Consider the following 16,929-nt stretch of genomic DNA (forward strand, 5'->3'; position numbering starts at 1 on the left):
TCTTCCCGCTGGCGGTCGCCGCGCAGCGCGCCGACGATCCGGCGCTGGCCGAATACCTGGCGCTGACCGCGCCCTTCGTGGAGCGCCTGCTGCTTACCGCCGCCGCCGGCGAACTCAGCGCCACGGTGGAGATCGTCGCCGGGCAGGGCGCCTATCCGGGCGCCGACGACGGCCTGCCACCGTTCCTGTCCCTGCATATCCGCGGCGCGGTCTTCCAGTCGACCTTCAGCTGGCCGGTGTTCGCCGAGCTGCGCCGCCTGCTGCGCGCGCGTCAGCACGGCGATCTCACCCGCAGCTATCAGGGGCGGCACGTCTCGCTGCAGGTGCCGGAGAGCGGCGACATCGGTCTGGTGTTGCCTAATCTGCGGCTGCGGCTGGCGCCGGACACCTTCACCGCGCTCGAGGCCGATCTGCTCGCGCAGCTGGAGCGCCCGGCGGCCGCCGCGGCGCTGGCCGAGCTCGCCGCGCTCTACGGGGATCTGTAACCATGACGCATTCACCGCAAGAAAACCGGCAGGGGCAACATCCCGATCGCGCCATCCGCCATAAGGACGAAGACAGTTATGGTTTCACCCACATTGCCACCGAGTTAGCCCGCGCCATTCAGGGGATCGGCCGGGAGGGCAGTGCCGTGATCGGAATCGAAGGCGCCTGGGGAACGGGGAAAACCAGCCTCCTGAATCTGCTGCGCACGGCGCTGGCTGAACAACCGGATAAACAGACCTTCGTGCTGACGGTTTCCCCCTGGCTCGACGGCAGTGATACGCCCCTGGTGGCGTCCTTACTGCTTCCGGTCGCCGCCATCATTGCCGAGGAAGAAGAACGCCGGCTTTCAGCGAAGGAACGGAAGGCACTCAGAAGGAAAAAAGCGCTGACCGGCACCGCCCAGACGCTGATGGACTACACCCGGGCAACCGCCCGGAATCTGGCACCTGTCGCTCAGATCGCCGCGGTCATTCCCGGCGTCCCCAATGCCAGCGGCGCACTGAACGCCGTGGCAGACTCGCACTGGCTGAAAGAAAAAGAAAAAACCACGGCCGGCATGCGCGACGAGATTGCCCGAAAAATCGAGGAATTGGATCTGAGCTTCATAGTCCTGCTGGACGATCTCGACCGCCTCGAACCGGCCCAGGCCGTGGAGGTGATCCGGCTGGTGAAGTCGGTCGCGGATTTTCCCCGCTTTCGCTACCTGCTCTGTTATGACAAAGCGGTGCTGTCACAGGCCATCAGCCAGGGGCTGGGTGTCAAAGACGGGAGCCTGTACCTGCAGAAAATTATCCAGATCTCATTCGGACTGCCGCGCCCGGAATCCTTTGCGCTGCGCCAGCAATTCCGCGATGCCGCCATTGAGTTATACCAAACGGAGAATGAGTTTCCTCCGGAGAAGGGCATGTTGGCTGACCTGGCGACAGTTGCGGATGTTTATGGCGCCACGCTGAAAACGCCCCGGGAAGTTCAGACCGTCCTCACTGCGCTGAGGTTCCGTTATGCGGGCATGCGAGACTATGTGTATTTCCCGGATCTGTGCTTCCTGCAACTGCTCCGCACAACGAATTCGGGTCTGTATGACTGGGTGGAAGAATACCTGTCGGAACGGAGCGTGGTGGAGGCCGGAGATGGCCAGGTCAGTGACGAGGAGCAAGAGGCCCTGGTAGGCCGTCTTGAGCAGCACCTGATGCGGTATTTCCCGGCCAAAGCGCATTCCGCATATACGTTGGGCCAGTGGGTTCCGGGGATCTCTGGTGGGTTGACAAAACCCCCCGTCACGCTCTTTGCACGAACCGGGCCGCAGGAAAGTGCCATGCAGACAGCAGGGAAGCGGCTGAGCAGCCAGGCATACTGGCGATACTACTTCGCCTTCTCCGCACCACAAAATGTCCTGTCACCACAGATTTTTGAGCAACTCTTCACGCTCGCCGGCCAGCCTCAAAAGCAGCAGGAACTTGCGCAATGCCTGCTCGGTTATATTCAGAGCAAGAACTTATCCTCCCGGACCTGGTTTGAACACATCATTACCCAGCTGACGTCCCCCCTGATTGAGCGCAGAACGCCGGCCGAGTGCCAGGGTTTGCTGCAGTTCTTCTTCGACAACGGGGATGTCATGGTGGAGCGCTATCGGCAAGACAACGAGTGGTTTGCGCTGCACCAACTGGATACCTACAGCGTGGCGGATCGGCTAATTCAACGAATACTGCGGGAGGATGCTGCGTCCACCATGAAGTTCCTGGCTACACGACTCCGGGACGGCAAAGCCTGGTACTGGTGCGCGGAATATGTCCGTCACCTGCTGTGGCAGCATGGGATAGTCGGAGACAGAACGGGTCATCAGCTGGTAGAGGGGATGGATCAGGGTAACGTCTTTACCTTACGGAAAACCATGGCAATGAGACTAAACAGCCCAACCATCACCAACGAACTGCCGGCCTTTGCCCTGCTGGGTTCGTATATCTGGGCATGGCGTGACATCAGCGGGGTTTCAGCAGTACAGAAATGGGTCGATCGCCAAGTCGAAGAGGATGAGGCTTTTCTGAACCTGCTGCTGCAGCTGCGGTATCATGGCTCCAGTTCGGAGGATGGGCAATACCGCGCGCTGAATCTGGCTGAGGTGACCGAATTTCTGGGCGAGCCTCAGGAAGTGCAAGCGCGTATTGCCCGCATCAGGGAGGGAGGCCAGTTCGCGGAACAGGTTAATCAGGTGGAGCAGTCGATCAAGCGAAACCGTTTCTAATCCTGCAATTCATTGTGGTTCATCGCGGGGCAGGGCGCCGACGACGGCCTGCCGCCGTTCCTGTCCCTGCACCTCAGCGGCGCGCCGACAGTTTTCGGTGGTGCTCGAGCGCACGGTGCGCGAGCTGAACGGCATCCCCTGCCTGGACCACGCGGCTGAACTACGTGCCAGTCGTGCGCCTGAAATAATTGCCAACTTCACACGAAACACATCAAGCCTCGTTATCATGTAACATACTCAGAAAGGATGACCAAAGGACATCTGAGGCCGTTAAAAGCGGCGTCAAAGGCAGAAAATTTCTTAACGTGAGTTTTCGTTCCACTGAGCGTCAGCTTCTACTCAGCGAGTGACGACATCCACAGGACTTATCAACACGGAGAGGATCGATGAAAAAGCAGGCTAAGGTGATTATTTTGGTGGCAGTTATCGCGATTGCTATTGTGATTTTTTGGCCGTCTGCACCCAAACATAATTGTCTTCAGAGCACGGATGCAAAAGTTCAGGAAGAAGTGAAGAACGCTTTTGTCAGCATGCTTCCACGCTGGCCTTCAGCACAAGAGCAGATAGGAACGTCAGCCCCTTCATTCTCATGGGGTAAAATCCCGCGTGGCGCCAACCCAGGCAAAGACGACACGTTGATGGTTCCCTTTACCGCCAGCGGACCTGAAAAATCTCATGGTTATACCGGTATCTACGTCTGTGATACGGGACATATCGAGTTTTCTGTGGACTAGGGCCGATCGCTCGGCCCCACATGATTATCGTTGGCCTGAGCCCGAAATGGCAATCTGGCCAGGCAACGCAATGTTATACGCGGTCCCGCTGAACATGCTGCCCAGGTAGGTCATCGACTCAGCAATAGGGCCGCGGAAATTACCGAGGTTAAAGTCAAACGTGTCGTTATAAGCGCGGATCACACCATTATAACTCCACGCGCCGCCATTCTGGATGGACAGAGTCCCTTCCGTGCGCAGTTTGATATGACCCAGGTATGAGCCCGGAATAATCCCGTCAACGAAGGTGTCGCGGATAAAATCGGCGGCAAACGGAATATTACCGACTACACCGGAATTAACCATGGCCATCAACGGTTCAATCTGCGTTGGGGCAACCTTTAACCCCACATCCGGCAGATTTACGTAACGTTCCTGCCCCTCCCCCCACAGATAGTGACCAAAAGCGGCCGCCGGCGTGACGACATTACCGCTCATTTGATAGAGGCTCATCGAGTGGTAATCGTACTTCGACGGATGCGGATTGATGCTGTGATAGGCGTCATAAACCGTCAGGCGACGATTATGTACCAGGTTGGTATCCGCGTTCACGAAGCAACGAATATTGTTCGCAACCACCTGAATGGTTAGTGGATCGTTCGCTCCATGGTCTTTGACATATTTGGCCAGCCAGGCCATTGCGCTTTGACACAATCGTGGTGACTGGTAATAAGGCAAGGTGACCTGCAAATGAAGCTGACCTGAACTGATACCGGTGTTTGGCATCGATGGATCAGACAGACCACCGCCATAACCTGCAGGTTCAAAACCGGTGGGTGTACCGACAACTGTCATGGTATCTGACATAAATATCTCCTGTTAATTCAAATAGTTTAAAGCAAGAACTCCACGCGAGAATGCGTGAATTTGCTTGACTACAGATTAATGGGAGCTATTCATGCCGCAAACCGCTCAGCGTTGTATCAACGTGCAAACAACACGGAATGGGGTCAGTTTGGAGATCGGAAAATTTTGTACGTTAAGAGCATTATTTAACCAGTTGAGATGCGTGACGGATTGATTTTGCGTCAGCGGCTATCGCTTTTAAGTTATCGCTCCAAACCCGGAGTCTTTCCGGGTTTGCCAGAAATCGGATCTGAAGAGAAAAACACAGAAAGTGACATAGGTAAAACATATGTATATGTAACACACCTGCATATGTGTAACATATACATATGTGACACATTGTCATATACTGAGCCTATGCAGATGGGCCATGAGGCCATAAACCAGGAGGACATCATGCGAACCGTATCGATTTTTAAAAACGGCAATAACCGCGCCATCCGCCTGCCCCGCGATCTGGATTTTGAGGGGGTGAGCGAGCTTGAGATCGCCCGCGAAGGGGACAGCATCATCCTGCGCCCCGTCCGGCCGACCTGGGGTTCGTTCGCGCAGCTGGATAAGGCCGACCCGGACTTTATGGCGGAGCGGGCGGACGTGGTCAGCGACGAAGGACGATTTGACCTGTGAACAAGACCTATATGCTCGACACCAACATTTGCTCGTTCATTATGCGCGAGCAGCCGGAAGCCGTGATCAAACGCCTGGAGCAGGCGGTGCTGCGTAACCACCGCATCGTGGTCTCAGCCATCACCTACGCTGAAATGCGCTTCGGCGCGATCGGCAAGAAAGCGTCGCCGCGCCACGCGCAGCTGGTCGACGCCTTCTGCGCCCGTCTCGATGCTATCCTGCCCTGGGACCGGGCGGCGGTGGACGCCACTGCCGAGATCAAGGCCGCCCTGGCCGCAGCCGGGACGCCGATCGGCCCGAACGACACCGCGATCGCCGGCCATGCCATTGCCGCCGGCGCCGTGCTGGTGACAAATAATACACGGGAGTTTGCGCGGGTACCGGGTCTCATACTGGAAGACTGGGTGAAGTAAGCGGATGGTTTCGAGGACCACTATGCATAACGCCCAGTCGGTTATTTCAGCGTGCCGGGTAGTTAGTTTTTAAGGGTGTAAAGCCGGTCAAATTCGGCATAAAGCTCCCCCGCTTCGGCGGCATGCCGAAGTTTTGCCTCCAGAAGGTCGGGCAGGGCGATCCCGTGACTGATTGAATGAATGATAAAGCTCATAAGCCTGATGCACCGCCGGACACCTTCGCTAAGTTCGTGGCCGATCTGCTAAAGCTGCTTTGATGCTTACCAGTGACGCCGGCGCAACCACGTATATCGATATAGGTCATTTTTAATCCATGTGGCCTATGCAATAAGCTTGACGCCTTAACGTTTGGCGGGGTAGATTATATAGGGTCATATATGACAACATCAGGGAATCAAACTTACAGTTATGAGCTTTTCATAGTCTGACAAAAATAATGAAAAAATATTATTTATTGGTACTAATCCTACTCTCTATCCTTTCAGCACTTTTCATGTACTTGCATTCTAAGCTGACCTTCTGCGTTAACAGGCGTTTGTGTTGTAAATCACTACCCATGTAGCCTTTCGCTATCACGGAAACACGCCTCCCCATATCTTTTTTGAGTGTTCCTACTGAGTTATTCATCCGTAATTATTTTACTTGTTATAAATTTCAAATGCGTTTAATTTAAAAGCGTCATTCAATGACACTCAGCCCATAATAATTTCACGTGTAACATCACGAACACCCATAAAGAACCTTTAACTACTTCTGTGGACTTATTCCAAAAAATAATTTGTTGGAGGTTTTATGAATATTCAAAAACTTACGGAAAGTGAGATGCAAAGCCTCGATAAAATGAGCGCTTTACTGGGGAGATGCGTCATGGACATTCTTGTTAGGAAGAAAAACCTCAACACTGATAATGTCTTATCTCAAATAGTGACCGAGATGGAAAGGGCATCTGATAACGAAGAGTTTCAGTTGTACAGAAAGGTATTAGAGTTTGTAGGAACCATTAAATACAGCAAGTGAAGATAACCATGACAATAACGAACGCGATAGGAGAAATTGTATCAACAATGGTGTAACAACCAGCGCTGGCTAGTTCTACAATATAAATAATCCCGCATCGCTGCGGGATTATTCAAGGGCCTGCGTCATGACCGGACCAGCAATGTTAAACATATTCCATATGTGACATATTCATCGCAGTAATGCATGCCATATGACCAGGGCGCACCGCAACCGGCGGCTAAACAGCGACCAACTCAGGGAATAACGTCACCGTTCTGATGAAAGTATACCGTGACAATCAAAACCAACATCAAATTCAAATAGCGATATCGTCATTAAGATTAACCCGTGACCAGGCAGACATTTCCTTGCGCCATGCATCAACCAGGTTTGGCCAATGGATCCCTTTGACAATGGATAACGAACGGAGCAATGGGAAAAGGCGGATATCCGTTAGCGAAAAATGCTCGGTATCCATTTCTTGCTGAGAGAGCAAAAACTCAAGACCTTCAAGTTTTAAATTTATCTCAGCAATCAGTTTTTCTGATTGATCGAGTAGGTGAGGGAATGAGCCAAAAAACGCTTCTTTTTTGCTCACAAAATACTTTCTCGCCTCATAGTGGCGGAACTCTTCAAAATCAGAACTGGCCCAACGGGGGATCGCCAAAAGATAAATCACTTTTGTTGCATCTTCCATCCAGGCTTCGATCGCAACATTCTCTGGTAACGTCAGAACAGGAGAACCGTAATTCTCATCAATGAATTGGACGATATCAAGGCTTTCCCCCATCGGCTCATGGTTTTCAGAAACCAACACAGGAAGCATTTTTTTTCCTATGAGCTGCGTTGGCGTCTCTTCATCATTATTGGGTAAATAAATGACTTCACACGCGATATTTTTTAAACCAAAAATCATGCGTGAGCGGACACAAAATGGGCAGTGATCGTAAGCATAAAGTTTCATAACGTAATGTCATTTATAGTCTGCAGGATGAGAGTCATATGCCCCCAAAGGGCAAGGTGTACATGGCAATGAACGGGGCCGTTAGCGATGTTAAGGCGACTTCTTCAATGTCTCTGCAATAATCTCACCCGAAATGGCACAATTGGCAGGAGTGACATCGTTGAAAATGACATAAATATACTTGGGGTCGACCTTTGCATGGGTTGCGATCGCGTCAGTCACCGCTTTAGCAATCGCGGGTTTAGCGTCGTCACGACCGTCTAACATCTGGATATTAACCACCGGCATACGAGAACCCCCCATAAATTGTCAGCAGGTCTGACGTTAAAAAAATCTTACGCCAGTCATGGCAGGGGATAAAGAAGTTAAAAGGCGTCAGAGTGTAGACATTAAGTGTACAATCATCCCAATGCTTTCTGTGAAGCGAGCGCGAGCAACTCATCAATGATAATACGTACGCCAGGCAACAGATGACGAGCACGAGGCCATATCACATTGAGCTCTGTAGGCCCTGGATTGTAGGCTGTCAGAAGCGGCACTAATTTACCGGTCAGTATATATGGCCTCAGTAACGCCTCCGGAAACTGGATCAAACCGGCGCCGGCGAGACAGGCATCAATCATCGCATCACCATGGCTGATTTGATGAAAGGGCACGAGTTTAAGCCTGACATCTTTCCCTCCGTTATCACGGATCAACCAGTTTAGCGGAGTGCCGACACGCCAGCCCATAATACAACGATGGTGTGTAAGATCGTCTAACGTTTCAGGTCGGCCATACGTGGAAATGTAGTCGGGAGATGCACATATGATGAGCTGCTGCGCATTGAGCTTGCGGGCGATCAAATCTGTTGTGTCTTCCACGGGACCAAAGCGGACAGCAAGATCAAACCCAACATCCACAGGATTAATAACACTGTCATTAAAAGTGATAGTCAGCTTCAGATGTGGAAAACGCCTTGTCATATCCAGCAACATCGGCATCATCACTGAGCGGCCAAAAGCAGCAGGTAGATCAACCCTGACCGTACCGCTAGGTTCCGTGAGCGTTGCTCGCAGTGACCTCTCGGCCATTTGTAACGTTTCCAGCGCACTCTGACAGCTTGCCAGATACACTTCGCCTTCGGCTGTCAGTCTAATTTTACGGGTGGTGCGATGAAACAGTAAGATACCGAGGTTTTGTTCCAACCGCTGAATACTTTTGCCAATGGCTGATTTTGACACCCCCAGTAGCTCAGCTGCAGCAGTAAAGCTATTTGTATTGGCGGCGGTCACAAAATGGACGACGCTGCTGAAAGATTCAGTAGAAATCACGGCGGGCATAATGGGCGCCTGAATGGAGTCAAAGAGATAGGGCAGAGCACAGGAGAGTCGGGTACCCGGCGCTGCCGATGTTATACAAACTGGCCTGATCCCCCCCCATCCTGTCCTTCCGGTGGTTCTTTGATGACAAGGCCAATTGGATGCGACACGTCAGGCGAAAACCATGTGTTCACGTGACATGATCTCAATGTGCAAAGCAGGGAGAAGCCGATCGGGTAAGTCTCTTACTTGATGTCAACATTCCCCCTCCCTGACCACGAAAGGGCCGCGGTGACCCTCTATCCTGCATTACTTCACTAACGTCAGGCCACTTTGGCGAATACCTTCAGTCAGGGTTTCAAGGCCAAATGCTTGAACGGGACCTAAGGCCCCCTTATCCTGAATACCATGAGTCGCGGCATGAATAGCGGCCCACGCTAAAAAATTCGCCGTAAAGGTAAACCCATCCACACCAGATAAAGCAACACTATTCAGTAACTTATTATCAGAAGAATAGGTACGTGCTATCACATTCGTTGATCCCGACGCACGTTCTGCCTCACTCGGGCCACCGCTTGAACCGGCCATGCTGCGCTGCATGGCATTACGAAGAAATGATCCCAATAATGGCGTTTTCATCAAGGCATTCAACGTCGCTGAGATATAGGGAAATACAACAGAACTGGAACCATACAGTCCTAAACCAACCTTCACATTGCGCAGTTGTAAAAAACGCTCCGGCATCGTAAAGTGCTCAGTTCCGCCTGCACTCAATACCCAGCGCGATTTTCCTTTGATATCTTTCACGCGCATGGCTCGCGCCGCTGTACGTTCGGATATCAATTTCCCCCCTCGGTAAGCAAATGAGGGTGCCATCAATGCCGCAAACGCACTCGCTTTCGCTCCCCCACTTTCTGCACTGGTGCCATTGAGCAGGTAAGATACCTCTAGACTGGTTGCGGACTGACCCGCTTCTTTCAGCGCCAGCGTGCTCGCCAGATTGCCTGGTACCCAATCAAAACCGGAAGCGGTAAGCAGGGTGGTTGAACGCTTGAAGGCAAGCGGACCATAATGCTCAAAGACTTTTTGAATGAAGCCTGGTTCCCCGGTTGAGTCCAGGTAAATGGCTCCGGCCTCTATTGCCGCTGAGATTGCAGCATCTCCCCAGCGTAAAAAGGGTCCTACCGTTGATACCAGCACATCGCCTTCGCGCAGTATTTCGCGAATAGACTGAGGATCAGACACATCAGCAATGTGTGTTTCCAAATTGCCCAACTGCGACGCCAGCAACGATAATTTTTCCTGAGAGCGCCCGGCCAAAATTGGGCGAGCACCGCGCTCAACAAGCGCATGAGCCAAGAGAGTGCCTGTATACCCAGTCGCACCAAATACAACAATTCGAGCAGCGTTCATAATCTCATCCGGTAAATGTAAGAATCAGTGGTTCGAGAGCTGGCCGCGATAGCCAATAAAATCACAACCTAACCATAAGTCGTCAAATAAGCATTGCGCTATGCAGAAGTTTCCAGGGGGACTTTACGGCCAAGGAAGTCCAGCTCCTTAGCGAGGACATCCTGATAGGGCTCTCCACTGTAAATACTAAAATGCCCATAGGGAACGACATGCACCTCACCTAATGGCGCATGGCTGGCATGTTCTAATGAAGATTTGATTGGAATGAGTTTGTCCGACTCACACAAAATATAGAGAATAGGGCACTTAATCTTTGGCGTTGAAAGGCCGGGGCGATATTTTATGATATCCAGTGTGATACGCGCGGCTATTTGCGTTTCAGACTGCACGCCTTCCGGGATCATGGCAGCAAAATCTGCGGCATCCGCCATCACCAAACTATTTGTTCCTGGCGGACCACCGATGTCAATAAGGTAAGGCGGTTTGCCACGGAATTTTCTGGTCAAATCACGGATAGCCGAGACAGTCAACCGCAGTAAACGCACGGGATCGGTCATGCGAATAGAGGCGAGACCATCTAAAAATGGACACTGTGCAATGATAGCGGCAAGTCTGTTATCTTCGGCGCCCAGTTTTGTAACATGCCCACCACTGAAAGACGTCCCAAACAGGATAATACGTTCGGGATCAATCTCTGGTCGGGTACGCGTATAGGCAATGGCTTCGCGCCAATCTTGCAACAACATATTGGGATCAACGATTTGTCTTGGAGAACCATCACTGTCGCCAAAACCACGATAGTCAAAGACTAGGCATGCATAGCCTGCTTTTTGAAAGGCCCGAGCAAAGTTGTCAAGACGCCACTCACGAACTCCCCCTAAACCATGCGCCATGACCACAGCGGGAACAGGTTTACCAGGCGTAGATAGTGGCAGATATAACCAGGCCGCACACTTAACATTGCGGACATGGAAACTCACATCAAATCGATTGCTCGGACTCATTGTTATTCGCCTTTGTTTTTTGAGCATGGACATTCCTGGGAAACTTGCAGGAATGTCAGCCACATATTAGTCAGATCTTGTGCCAGTACTTCGAATGCATTGATATCACCGCCAGATTTAGCCAAGTGATAGAGATTACGTTCCTGTGCCCATGCAAGTATATGGGCCTGACGTCTGAATGCAGGATCGGTACTTGTCAAAGAGGGAAAATCCAGCCGTTCAATAAAAATCTCTACACTGCCAAGGATGGCATTACTCCAAAGTTCAGCGATAGCGGGCATGCGATGACTGAGCTCCACCGCGGCGCAAAGTATTTCCCTGTGTATTATCCAGGTATGCGAAATATAACTAACGGCCTCATGTAATTTTGAGGGCAGATCAGTATCTTGACGTGATGCCGTTATCTTCAGATTAGAAAGATTATCGACAAGCACCTGCTCAATCAAGGTGGCAAGAAGCGCATCTTTGGAGGCGAAATAAAAATAAAAACTTGAACGCGAAACGCCTGCACTTGCCGCCATTGCAGAGATCGTAACAGACTCAAATGTCCCATTCCGTACAGCCCGTTCGGCCGCCTCGAGAATGGCACGTTCCTTCTCATCGCCACGTCGTGGTTGTTCCATCTGACGTTGTGTACGACGAGAGGGTATTGCAGCAAGTTGCTCGGACATTCAGCCCTCCAAAATCCAAACAGAGATACATAGGGTAAAAGCGAACTTGATAATAAACACTAGTTCATCTTTAATCAACACGTGTTGACTAGCAAGATCTCTTCTGACGTTGAAGTACCCATGAACTTAAGGATAGGCCTTGCAGTGATGAACACACGCTAAAGTAAGGTAAGTAACTAATCTGGCTTAAATTATTCATACCTCCCCAATAAAAGGTTTTTGGCGGGAGCGAAAAAAGGGAGCATTATGATTTTTACAATATTTTACGCACTTCTCACTCTCATTATCGTATGCATCATTGGTGTCACGCTGGGATGGTTTCTGTTCCCTTGTGATTTGTTGTAACTTCTCTTGATTGCCGATATTTACCTGCCTGCCGCCATGGCAGCAAGGGCAATCAGCCCGCGATGAACCTGAGGGTGTCCCGAGTGGAGCCGCAGAGCACGGGTCATCCGAACACTGTAAGCGGCGCTGAATACTCTCGGCGCTGCATATTTTACAAAACGTTGTATCGTCGGCACGAATGGCTTTTGAAACATATCTGTGCGTTGTAGTTGAGGCCCTGGCATTTTAATGTTCTTTTTAAAATAGCGTAGAACCTTATTAATTAATAATTTTCATCATTTTACGGCCATCTACGATTCGGAAAGATCACTGACTATGCCCACAAACTGCGTGTGGAACTCTTGCAATCATTCTTTTTAACAAGTTGTGCGCAATATCAAATTTTCCATAAATTGAGTTTGCATTAGCTTAATCCTTAAACAACCATCTAACTGGTTTGGCCACTTAACGTGATTGATAGGAGATAAGATGGAACGCCATTTTCAATGCAAATTCCCAGTTGGGATCCCCGCCAATATTGAGCCGCTCGAATATGAAACATTACCGCTTTTTTTTGAAGACTGCTTTCGCCGATTTAGCGATGAGAGCGCATTATCTTGCGGAGAAAATACACTAACCTATCGACAGTTAGACCAGCTGAGTCGGCGCTTTGCCGCGTTCTTACAACAAAGTGATTATATTATAAAGGGCGACCGCCTGGCTATTATGCTACCTAACTCTTGGCAATATGTTATTGCATTAATAGGTGCTCTCCGTGCTGGCCTGGTTGTTGTTAATTTGAATCCACATTTTACACCGAGAGAAATCTTCCATCATTTGAGTGACAGTCAAGCGGTCGGAATAGTAACATTAAATAAATATCATGAATTGTTAAGTGGTGATCAAAAACTACCGGAAGGCTTCTTTTCTATTTATACGCATGAAGAAGACAGAGCCGCGATAACCTCATCACATGACACGAAAACCATCAATAATAAAATAGGCATTGACTTTATCTCAGCCCTGTCTAGTGAATCGCCTGAACAGTATCACTCCCAAGAGGTTCATGGGAATGATATCGCATTTTTACAATACACAGGAGGTACGACTGGAATGGCAAAGGGTGCAATGCTTAGCCACCGAAACCTGGTGGCTAATGTTGCACAGGCTCAAGCAATGTTTAATCCACTCTTACGTATTGGTGAAGAAAAAATAATTACAGCATTGCCACTTTACCATATTTTCGCCCTCACGGTAAATTTACTATTCTTCATGTCAATGGGCGCGAAAAATTTGCTTATTACTGACCCGCAAAATATTGCAGGGCTGTTACGGAATATGGAGGAAGAGAAATTTTCTGCGATCTCGGGTGTTAATACTTTATACCGGATACTATTGCAAAATGAAAAATTCAAGTCAATCGACTTTTCTAACTTAAGGTTTTGTGTTAGTGCGGGAATGCCGTTAACTCCTGAGGTGGCACAGGCGTGGTTAGATATCACCAAACAACCAATATGGATTGGTTACGGTTTAACCGAGACCTCGCCTTTGGTTTCCGTACAACCTTATACGACGAAAGAATACTATCCACATGCAGGTATGCCTGCTCCGTCCACAGAAATAAGAATGGTAGATGAATTGGGCAAAGACGTTCCCACTGGAGAACAAGGAGAGCTATTGGTAAAAGGACCGCAAGTTATGTTGGGATATTGGAATAACCCAATAGAAACGGCAGCGGCGTTAAAAGATGGCTGGCTATTCACTGGTGATATTGCAAGGTGCGACGAACAAGGGTATATCCATATAGTCGGAAGAAAAAAAGAAATGATTTTGGTCTCCGGGTTTAATGTCTATCCTGCAGAGATAGAGGCTGTTGTTTCCGTACATCCAAAGGTCAGAGAGGCGGCTGTTATTGGAATACCAGATGAAAACAGTGGCGAAGCGGTCAAACTATTTATTGTAAAGAAAGATGACTCATTAACTTCAGATGAAATTAAGGAACATTGCCGGCGTCTTCTTACCGGTTATAAAAACCCCAAGTGGGTGGTATTCATAGACTCATTACCTAAGTCAGCGGTTGGTAAGGTATTGAGAAATAAGTTAAGGGAAGATCTGCAGTAATACGAAAAGGCATTGATCTCTTCTCTGTAATCCGTGCCAGTCTAAACGGCAGTACCCGGTCTTTCTTTTATCGAACATAGGGCCATTCTGTCATGAGAAAGACCCGCTATACCGAAGAACAGAGCGCTTTTACGTTGAAACAGGCCGAAACCAGCACCCGGGAGGAAGAAATGAAGAGCAAATTGGCCCATCAGACAACAGAACCACGACATAATGTCCTTGTGCATCTGGTCTCTCGTCCGCAAGGGGAACCTTTATCGTCGAATTTTCGTTTTGTAGAATCCCCCCTGCCCACGCTAGACGAAGGCGTTGCATTGGTCGAGAATATTCATTTTTCCGTGGATCCTTATATGCGCGAATGTATGGACGGCGACTGGGCGCTGAATGCACCGCTTGAAGGACGCACTATCGGGCGTGTCATCCGCTCGAATACGCCGGAATTACATGTTGGGGATTGGGTGTTTCATCGGCAAGGATGGAGAACTTACGCGCAGGTTGTACCTGATGATGTCAGAATACTTGAGCCTGTTGCCGGCGTTCCTGTCACGGCATGGTTGAGCATTCTCGGTGGAACCGGACTTACCGCCTGGGTAGCCCTGACCAAGATCATCCGTCTGAAGGCGGGTGAATCTTTATATATCTCGGCGGCTGCCGGTGGGGTGGGGACGGCAGCGGCTCAATTCGCGACGCTGCTTGGCGCAAAACGTATCGTGGGTAGTACCCGTGATGCGCGAAAAGCCCAGATTCTGCAGGAAAGACTGGGTTATACGGACACGTTTGTCTATCAGAAAGGTCGGGTGATCGCCCAGTTGGCAGAGATCATTCCTGATGGTATTGACGTCTATCTCGATAATGTCGGAGGTGAACAACTGGAAGCGGCGATAAATTCGCTTAAAGAATATGGGCGAGTTGCCATGATTGGAGCCGTCGCACAGTACAGTTCATTAACCCCGCCTGCGGCACCTTATAATCTTTTCGATGTCGTGGGAAAAAGCCTGACTCTTCAGGGGTTTCTGGTGAGCCACTACAAACATCTTCAGCCGGAATTAGAAAACTTCATTATCCCGCATATCCGCAGTGGAAAGATCGTGCTTGAAGAAGACATCACACGGGGTTTCAATAATATTGTCGATGCTTTTCTTTCTATGCTAAAAGGCGGAAATATGGGGAAAGCGATAGTCAGTGTGGTCTGACCCACGTTAAGAACCTCAAACCCCCATAACAAGGATTGGATAAGGAAACACTTCTGGTGGATCTCGGCAGAAATTACTGGCGATAGACCAGAAGCGGGAAGCAAAACAGCAGGGCTCAGTACTTACTTTATCTCAGTCACAAAGTGGTCACGACTACGGCGAACTTTTTTCAGGTTGACCAGCCAATCGCCTTCGTCTGCACGATAGCCCAGCGGCAGTATTAACACACTGCGTAAGTTTTTCGCTTGCAGCCCGAGTATTTCATCGACCACCACCGGATCAAACCCTTCCATTGGTGTTGCATCAACCTCTTCAAACGCGGCGGCAATGATCGCGGCGCCAAGGCCAATATACGCCTGGCGGGCTGCAGCCTGATAATTTTCCTCGGTGCTTCGACCGTTGACGATGCCCAGCAAAATCTGGCGGTAATTCTCCCAGCCTTCGCTTTTAACCCCCCGCAAGTCATTAGTCAGATCGAACATCATGTTCACGCGCTCAGATGTGATGTCATCCCAGGCAGCAAACACCAGTAGGTGAGAACAATCGGTGACCTGCGCCTGATCCAAGGCCACCGCACGGATCTGCGCACGGATATCCGGATTAGTCACGACCAGAAGTTCAAAAGGTTGTAACCCGCTTGATGTTGGTGCAAGGCGCACGGCTTCAATAATACGTTCAATTTTTTCGGCAGAAACACTTTTGGTTGCATCGAATTTCTTGGTTGCGTAACGCCATTCCAGTCTTTCGTTCAAGGTCGTCATGAGGTTTTCCTAAATAATCGCATAAAGTGCTACACAAGGCGCAGTGCCCGCGACGTTAATTTCCCAAACAGCTGTCAGAAATTCGCATAAAGTAATTTTTTTGGATTATCTATTTGAGCTCTGACTGGTCAGTGGGCAGATTGAAGAGAATGAGCAGGAACTAAAAACACATACGGCGGATGATGATACCGCACAGCGTCTGCTGGTCATTCCTGTCGTAGAAGAGCATGAAAAAGTGTGGGGCAATCGTAAGTTATGCTGCCATCGCAGATAACTTCCTGCCACTCTGAGCGCCGATCGCGGAACCTGGAGCAAACGGGTCGTCATTTCATACGAAGTCATCGAGGCCTAACGGGTTTCTACCTATTTCAGGGTCGGTGAGTGTGATCGCCAGCCCAGTCACTGAGCAGACTGACAGTCTTTGTTGCACTTTCTTCGCTGCGGCACTGGTACACCCGAAGCCCCGATACAGGGGTTCCGGCATAGAATCCCTACTTGATCCGGTTATGGGCCTTTTCGGATCTGCGACGCAAAAACGCCGACCGCCGCACTCAGCTTCGCTAGCAGACCGCGAAATTGTTAGCAATGGTTCATTGTTGCAACCATAGTAAAAGGAAGCTAGCTGCATTGGGTAAAGCATTGTAATTTCCATTTCTGCTTTATAGGATGTTGCTATCATCACAATAGATTCCTATGACAGCAGGACACCGCCATGCTCAGCCAGCTGAACCTCCGCTTTCCGAAATCCCTGATCGCCGCCCTGAAAAACCGCGCCGCCGCCGAAGCCGTGC

General features: G+C 50.1%; 15 protein-coding genes and 2 pseudogenes. 8 read left to right on the plus strand and 9 right to left on the minus strand.

The genetic code is table 11. The features are described from left to right. From QOL81_RS25360 to QOL81_RS25370, 3 genes and pseudogenes are all read left to right on the plus strand, one after another. Positions 1 to 485 (plus strand): annotated as a pseudogene (locus QOL81_RS25360) (hypothetical protein); the annotation flags it as partial. Positions 486 to 487: 2 nt separating this feature from the next. Beyond that, positions 488 to 2,728 carry a KAP family P-loop NTPase fold protein gene (locus QOL81_RS25365; RefSeq protein ID WP_283440137.1) on the plus strand — a complete coding sequence of 747 codons (2,241 nt, stop codon included), beginning with the start codon at positions 488 to 490 and terminating at the stop codon, positions 2,726 to 2,728. Positions 2,729 to 3,114: 386 nt separating this feature from the next. Continuing rightward, on the plus strand, positions 3,115 to 3,462 hold the full coding sequence (locus QOL81_RS25370) for a YebF family protein (protein WP_141174021.1): 348 nt from the start codon (positions 3,115 to 3,117) through the stop codon (positions 3,460 to 3,462). Between the two features lie 24 nt (positions 3,463 to 3,486). On the opposite strand, the gene QOL81_RS25375 is transcribed toward QOL81_RS25370, so the two are convergent. Next, positions 3,487 to 4,308, minus strand: a complete 822-nt coding sequence (locus QOL81_RS25375; RefSeq protein ID WP_141174020.1) for a lipid II-degrading bacteriocin — start codon at positions 4,306 to 4,308, stop codon at positions 3,487 to 3,489. A 435-nt stretch (positions 4,309 to 4,743) separates the two neighbouring features. On the opposite strand from QOL81_RS25375, the gene vapB reads away from it, so the two are divergent. Both vapB and QOL81_RS25385 read left to right on the plus strand, forming a co-directional pair. After that, a complete protein-coding gene (gene vapB, locus QOL81_RS25380) occupies positions 4,744 to 4,974 on the plus strand; it encodes a type II toxin-antitoxin system VapB family antitoxin (RefSeq protein ID WP_283440138.1) in 231 nt (76 codons plus the stop codon). Continuing rightward, positions 4,971 to 5,387, plus strand: a complete 417-nt coding sequence (locus QOL81_RS25385; protein WP_283440139.1) for a type II toxin-antitoxin system VapC family toxin — start codon at positions 4,971 to 4,973, stop codon at positions 5,385 to 5,387. The genes vapB and QOL81_RS25385 overlap by 4 nt, the downstream gene beginning before the upstream one ends. Positions 5,388 to 5,449: 62 nt before the next feature. Here QOL81_RS25385 and QOL81_RS25390 read toward each other — a convergent pair. After that, a pseudogene (locus QOL81_RS25390) lies at positions 5,450 to 5,566 on the minus strand (restriction endonuclease); the annotation flags it as partial. A 613-nt stretch (positions 5,567 to 6,179) separates the two neighbouring features. On the opposite strand from QOL81_RS25390, the gene QOL81_RS25395 reads away from it, so the two are divergent. After that, positions 6,180 to 6,404: a biofilm development regulator YmgB/AriR family protein gene (locus QOL81_RS25395; RefSeq protein ID WP_283440141.1), complete on the plus strand. Its 225-nt coding sequence runs from the start codon at positions 6,180 to 6,182 to the stop codon at positions 6,402 to 6,404. A 298-nt stretch (positions 6,405 to 6,702) separates the two neighbouring features. On the opposite strand, the gene grxB is transcribed toward QOL81_RS25395, so the two are convergent. From grxB to QOL81_RS25425, 6 genes are all read right to left on the minus strand, one after another. Further along, positions 6,703 to 7,350: a glutaredoxin 2 gene (gene grxB, locus QOL81_RS25400; protein WP_283440142.1), complete on the minus strand. Its 648-nt coding sequence runs from the start codon at positions 7,348 to 7,350 to the stop codon at positions 6,703 to 6,705. 90 nt (positions 7,351 to 7,440) lie between these two features. Further along, entirely contained in the window at positions 7,441 to 7,638 is a 198-nt protein-coding gene (locus QOL81_RS25405) for a tautomerase family protein (protein ID WP_283440143.1), read from the minus strand. A gap of 113 nt (positions 7,639 to 7,751) precedes the next feature. Further along, a complete protein-coding gene (locus tag QOL81_RS25410) occupies positions 7,752 to 8,672 on the minus strand; it encodes a LysR family transcriptional regulator (protein ID WP_283440144.1) in 921 nt (306 codons plus the stop codon). Between the two features lie 288 nt (positions 8,673 to 8,960). After that, positions 8,961 to 10,064 (minus strand): saccharopine dehydrogenase family protein, encoded by a 1,104-nt coding sequence (locus QOL81_RS25415; protein WP_283440145.1) that lies wholly within the window; start codon positions 10,062 to 10,064, stop codon positions 8,961 to 8,963. A gap of 98 nt (positions 10,065 to 10,162) precedes the next feature. Continuing rightward, positions 10,163 to 11,095: an alpha/beta hydrolase gene (locus tag QOL81_RS25420; protein ID WP_283440146.1), complete on the minus strand. Its 933-nt coding sequence runs from the start codon at positions 11,093 to 11,095 to the stop codon at positions 10,163 to 10,165. Next, positions 11,071 to 11,739, minus strand: a complete 669-nt coding sequence (locus QOL81_RS25425; protein ID WP_283440147.1) for a TetR/AcrR family transcriptional regulator — start codon at positions 11,737 to 11,739, stop codon at positions 11,071 to 11,073. Before QOL81_RS25425 ends, QOL81_RS25420 begins: the two co-directional genes overlap by 25 nt. An 813-nt stretch (positions 11,740 to 12,552) precedes the next feature. Between QOL81_RS25425 and QOL81_RS25430 the strand changes: the two genes are divergently transcribed. Together QOL81_RS25430 and QOL81_RS25435 are read left to right on the plus strand one after the other, a co-directional pair. Continuing rightward, positions 12,553 to 14,184: an AMP-binding protein gene (locus tag QOL81_RS25430; protein ID WP_283440148.1), complete on the plus strand. Its 1,632-nt coding sequence runs from the start codon at positions 12,553 to 12,555 to the stop codon at positions 14,182 to 14,184. 92 nt (positions 14,185 to 14,276) lie between these two features. Next, entirely contained in the window at positions 14,277 to 15,377 is a 1,101-nt protein-coding gene (locus tag QOL81_RS25435) for a zinc-binding dehydrogenase (RefSeq protein ID WP_502950671.1), read from the plus strand. Positions 15,378 to 15,499: 122 nt separating this feature from the next. Here the strand turns inward: QOL81_RS25435 and QOL81_RS25440 are convergent, their stop codons facing one another. After that, positions 15,500 to 16,138 carry an NAD(P)H-dependent oxidoreductase gene (locus QOL81_RS25440; RefSeq protein ID WP_283440149.1) on the minus strand — a complete coding sequence of 213 codons (639 nt, stop codon included), beginning with the start codon at positions 16,136 to 16,138 and terminating at the stop codon, positions 15,500 to 15,502. Between the last annotated feature and the right edge of the window lie 791 nt (positions 16,139 to 16,929).

The organism is Serratia sp. CC22-02, from assembly GCF_900182895.1.
GTDB classification, from domain to species: Bacteria; Pseudomonadota; Gammaproteobacteria; order Enterobacterales; family Enterobacteriaceae; genus Serratia; species Serratia nevei.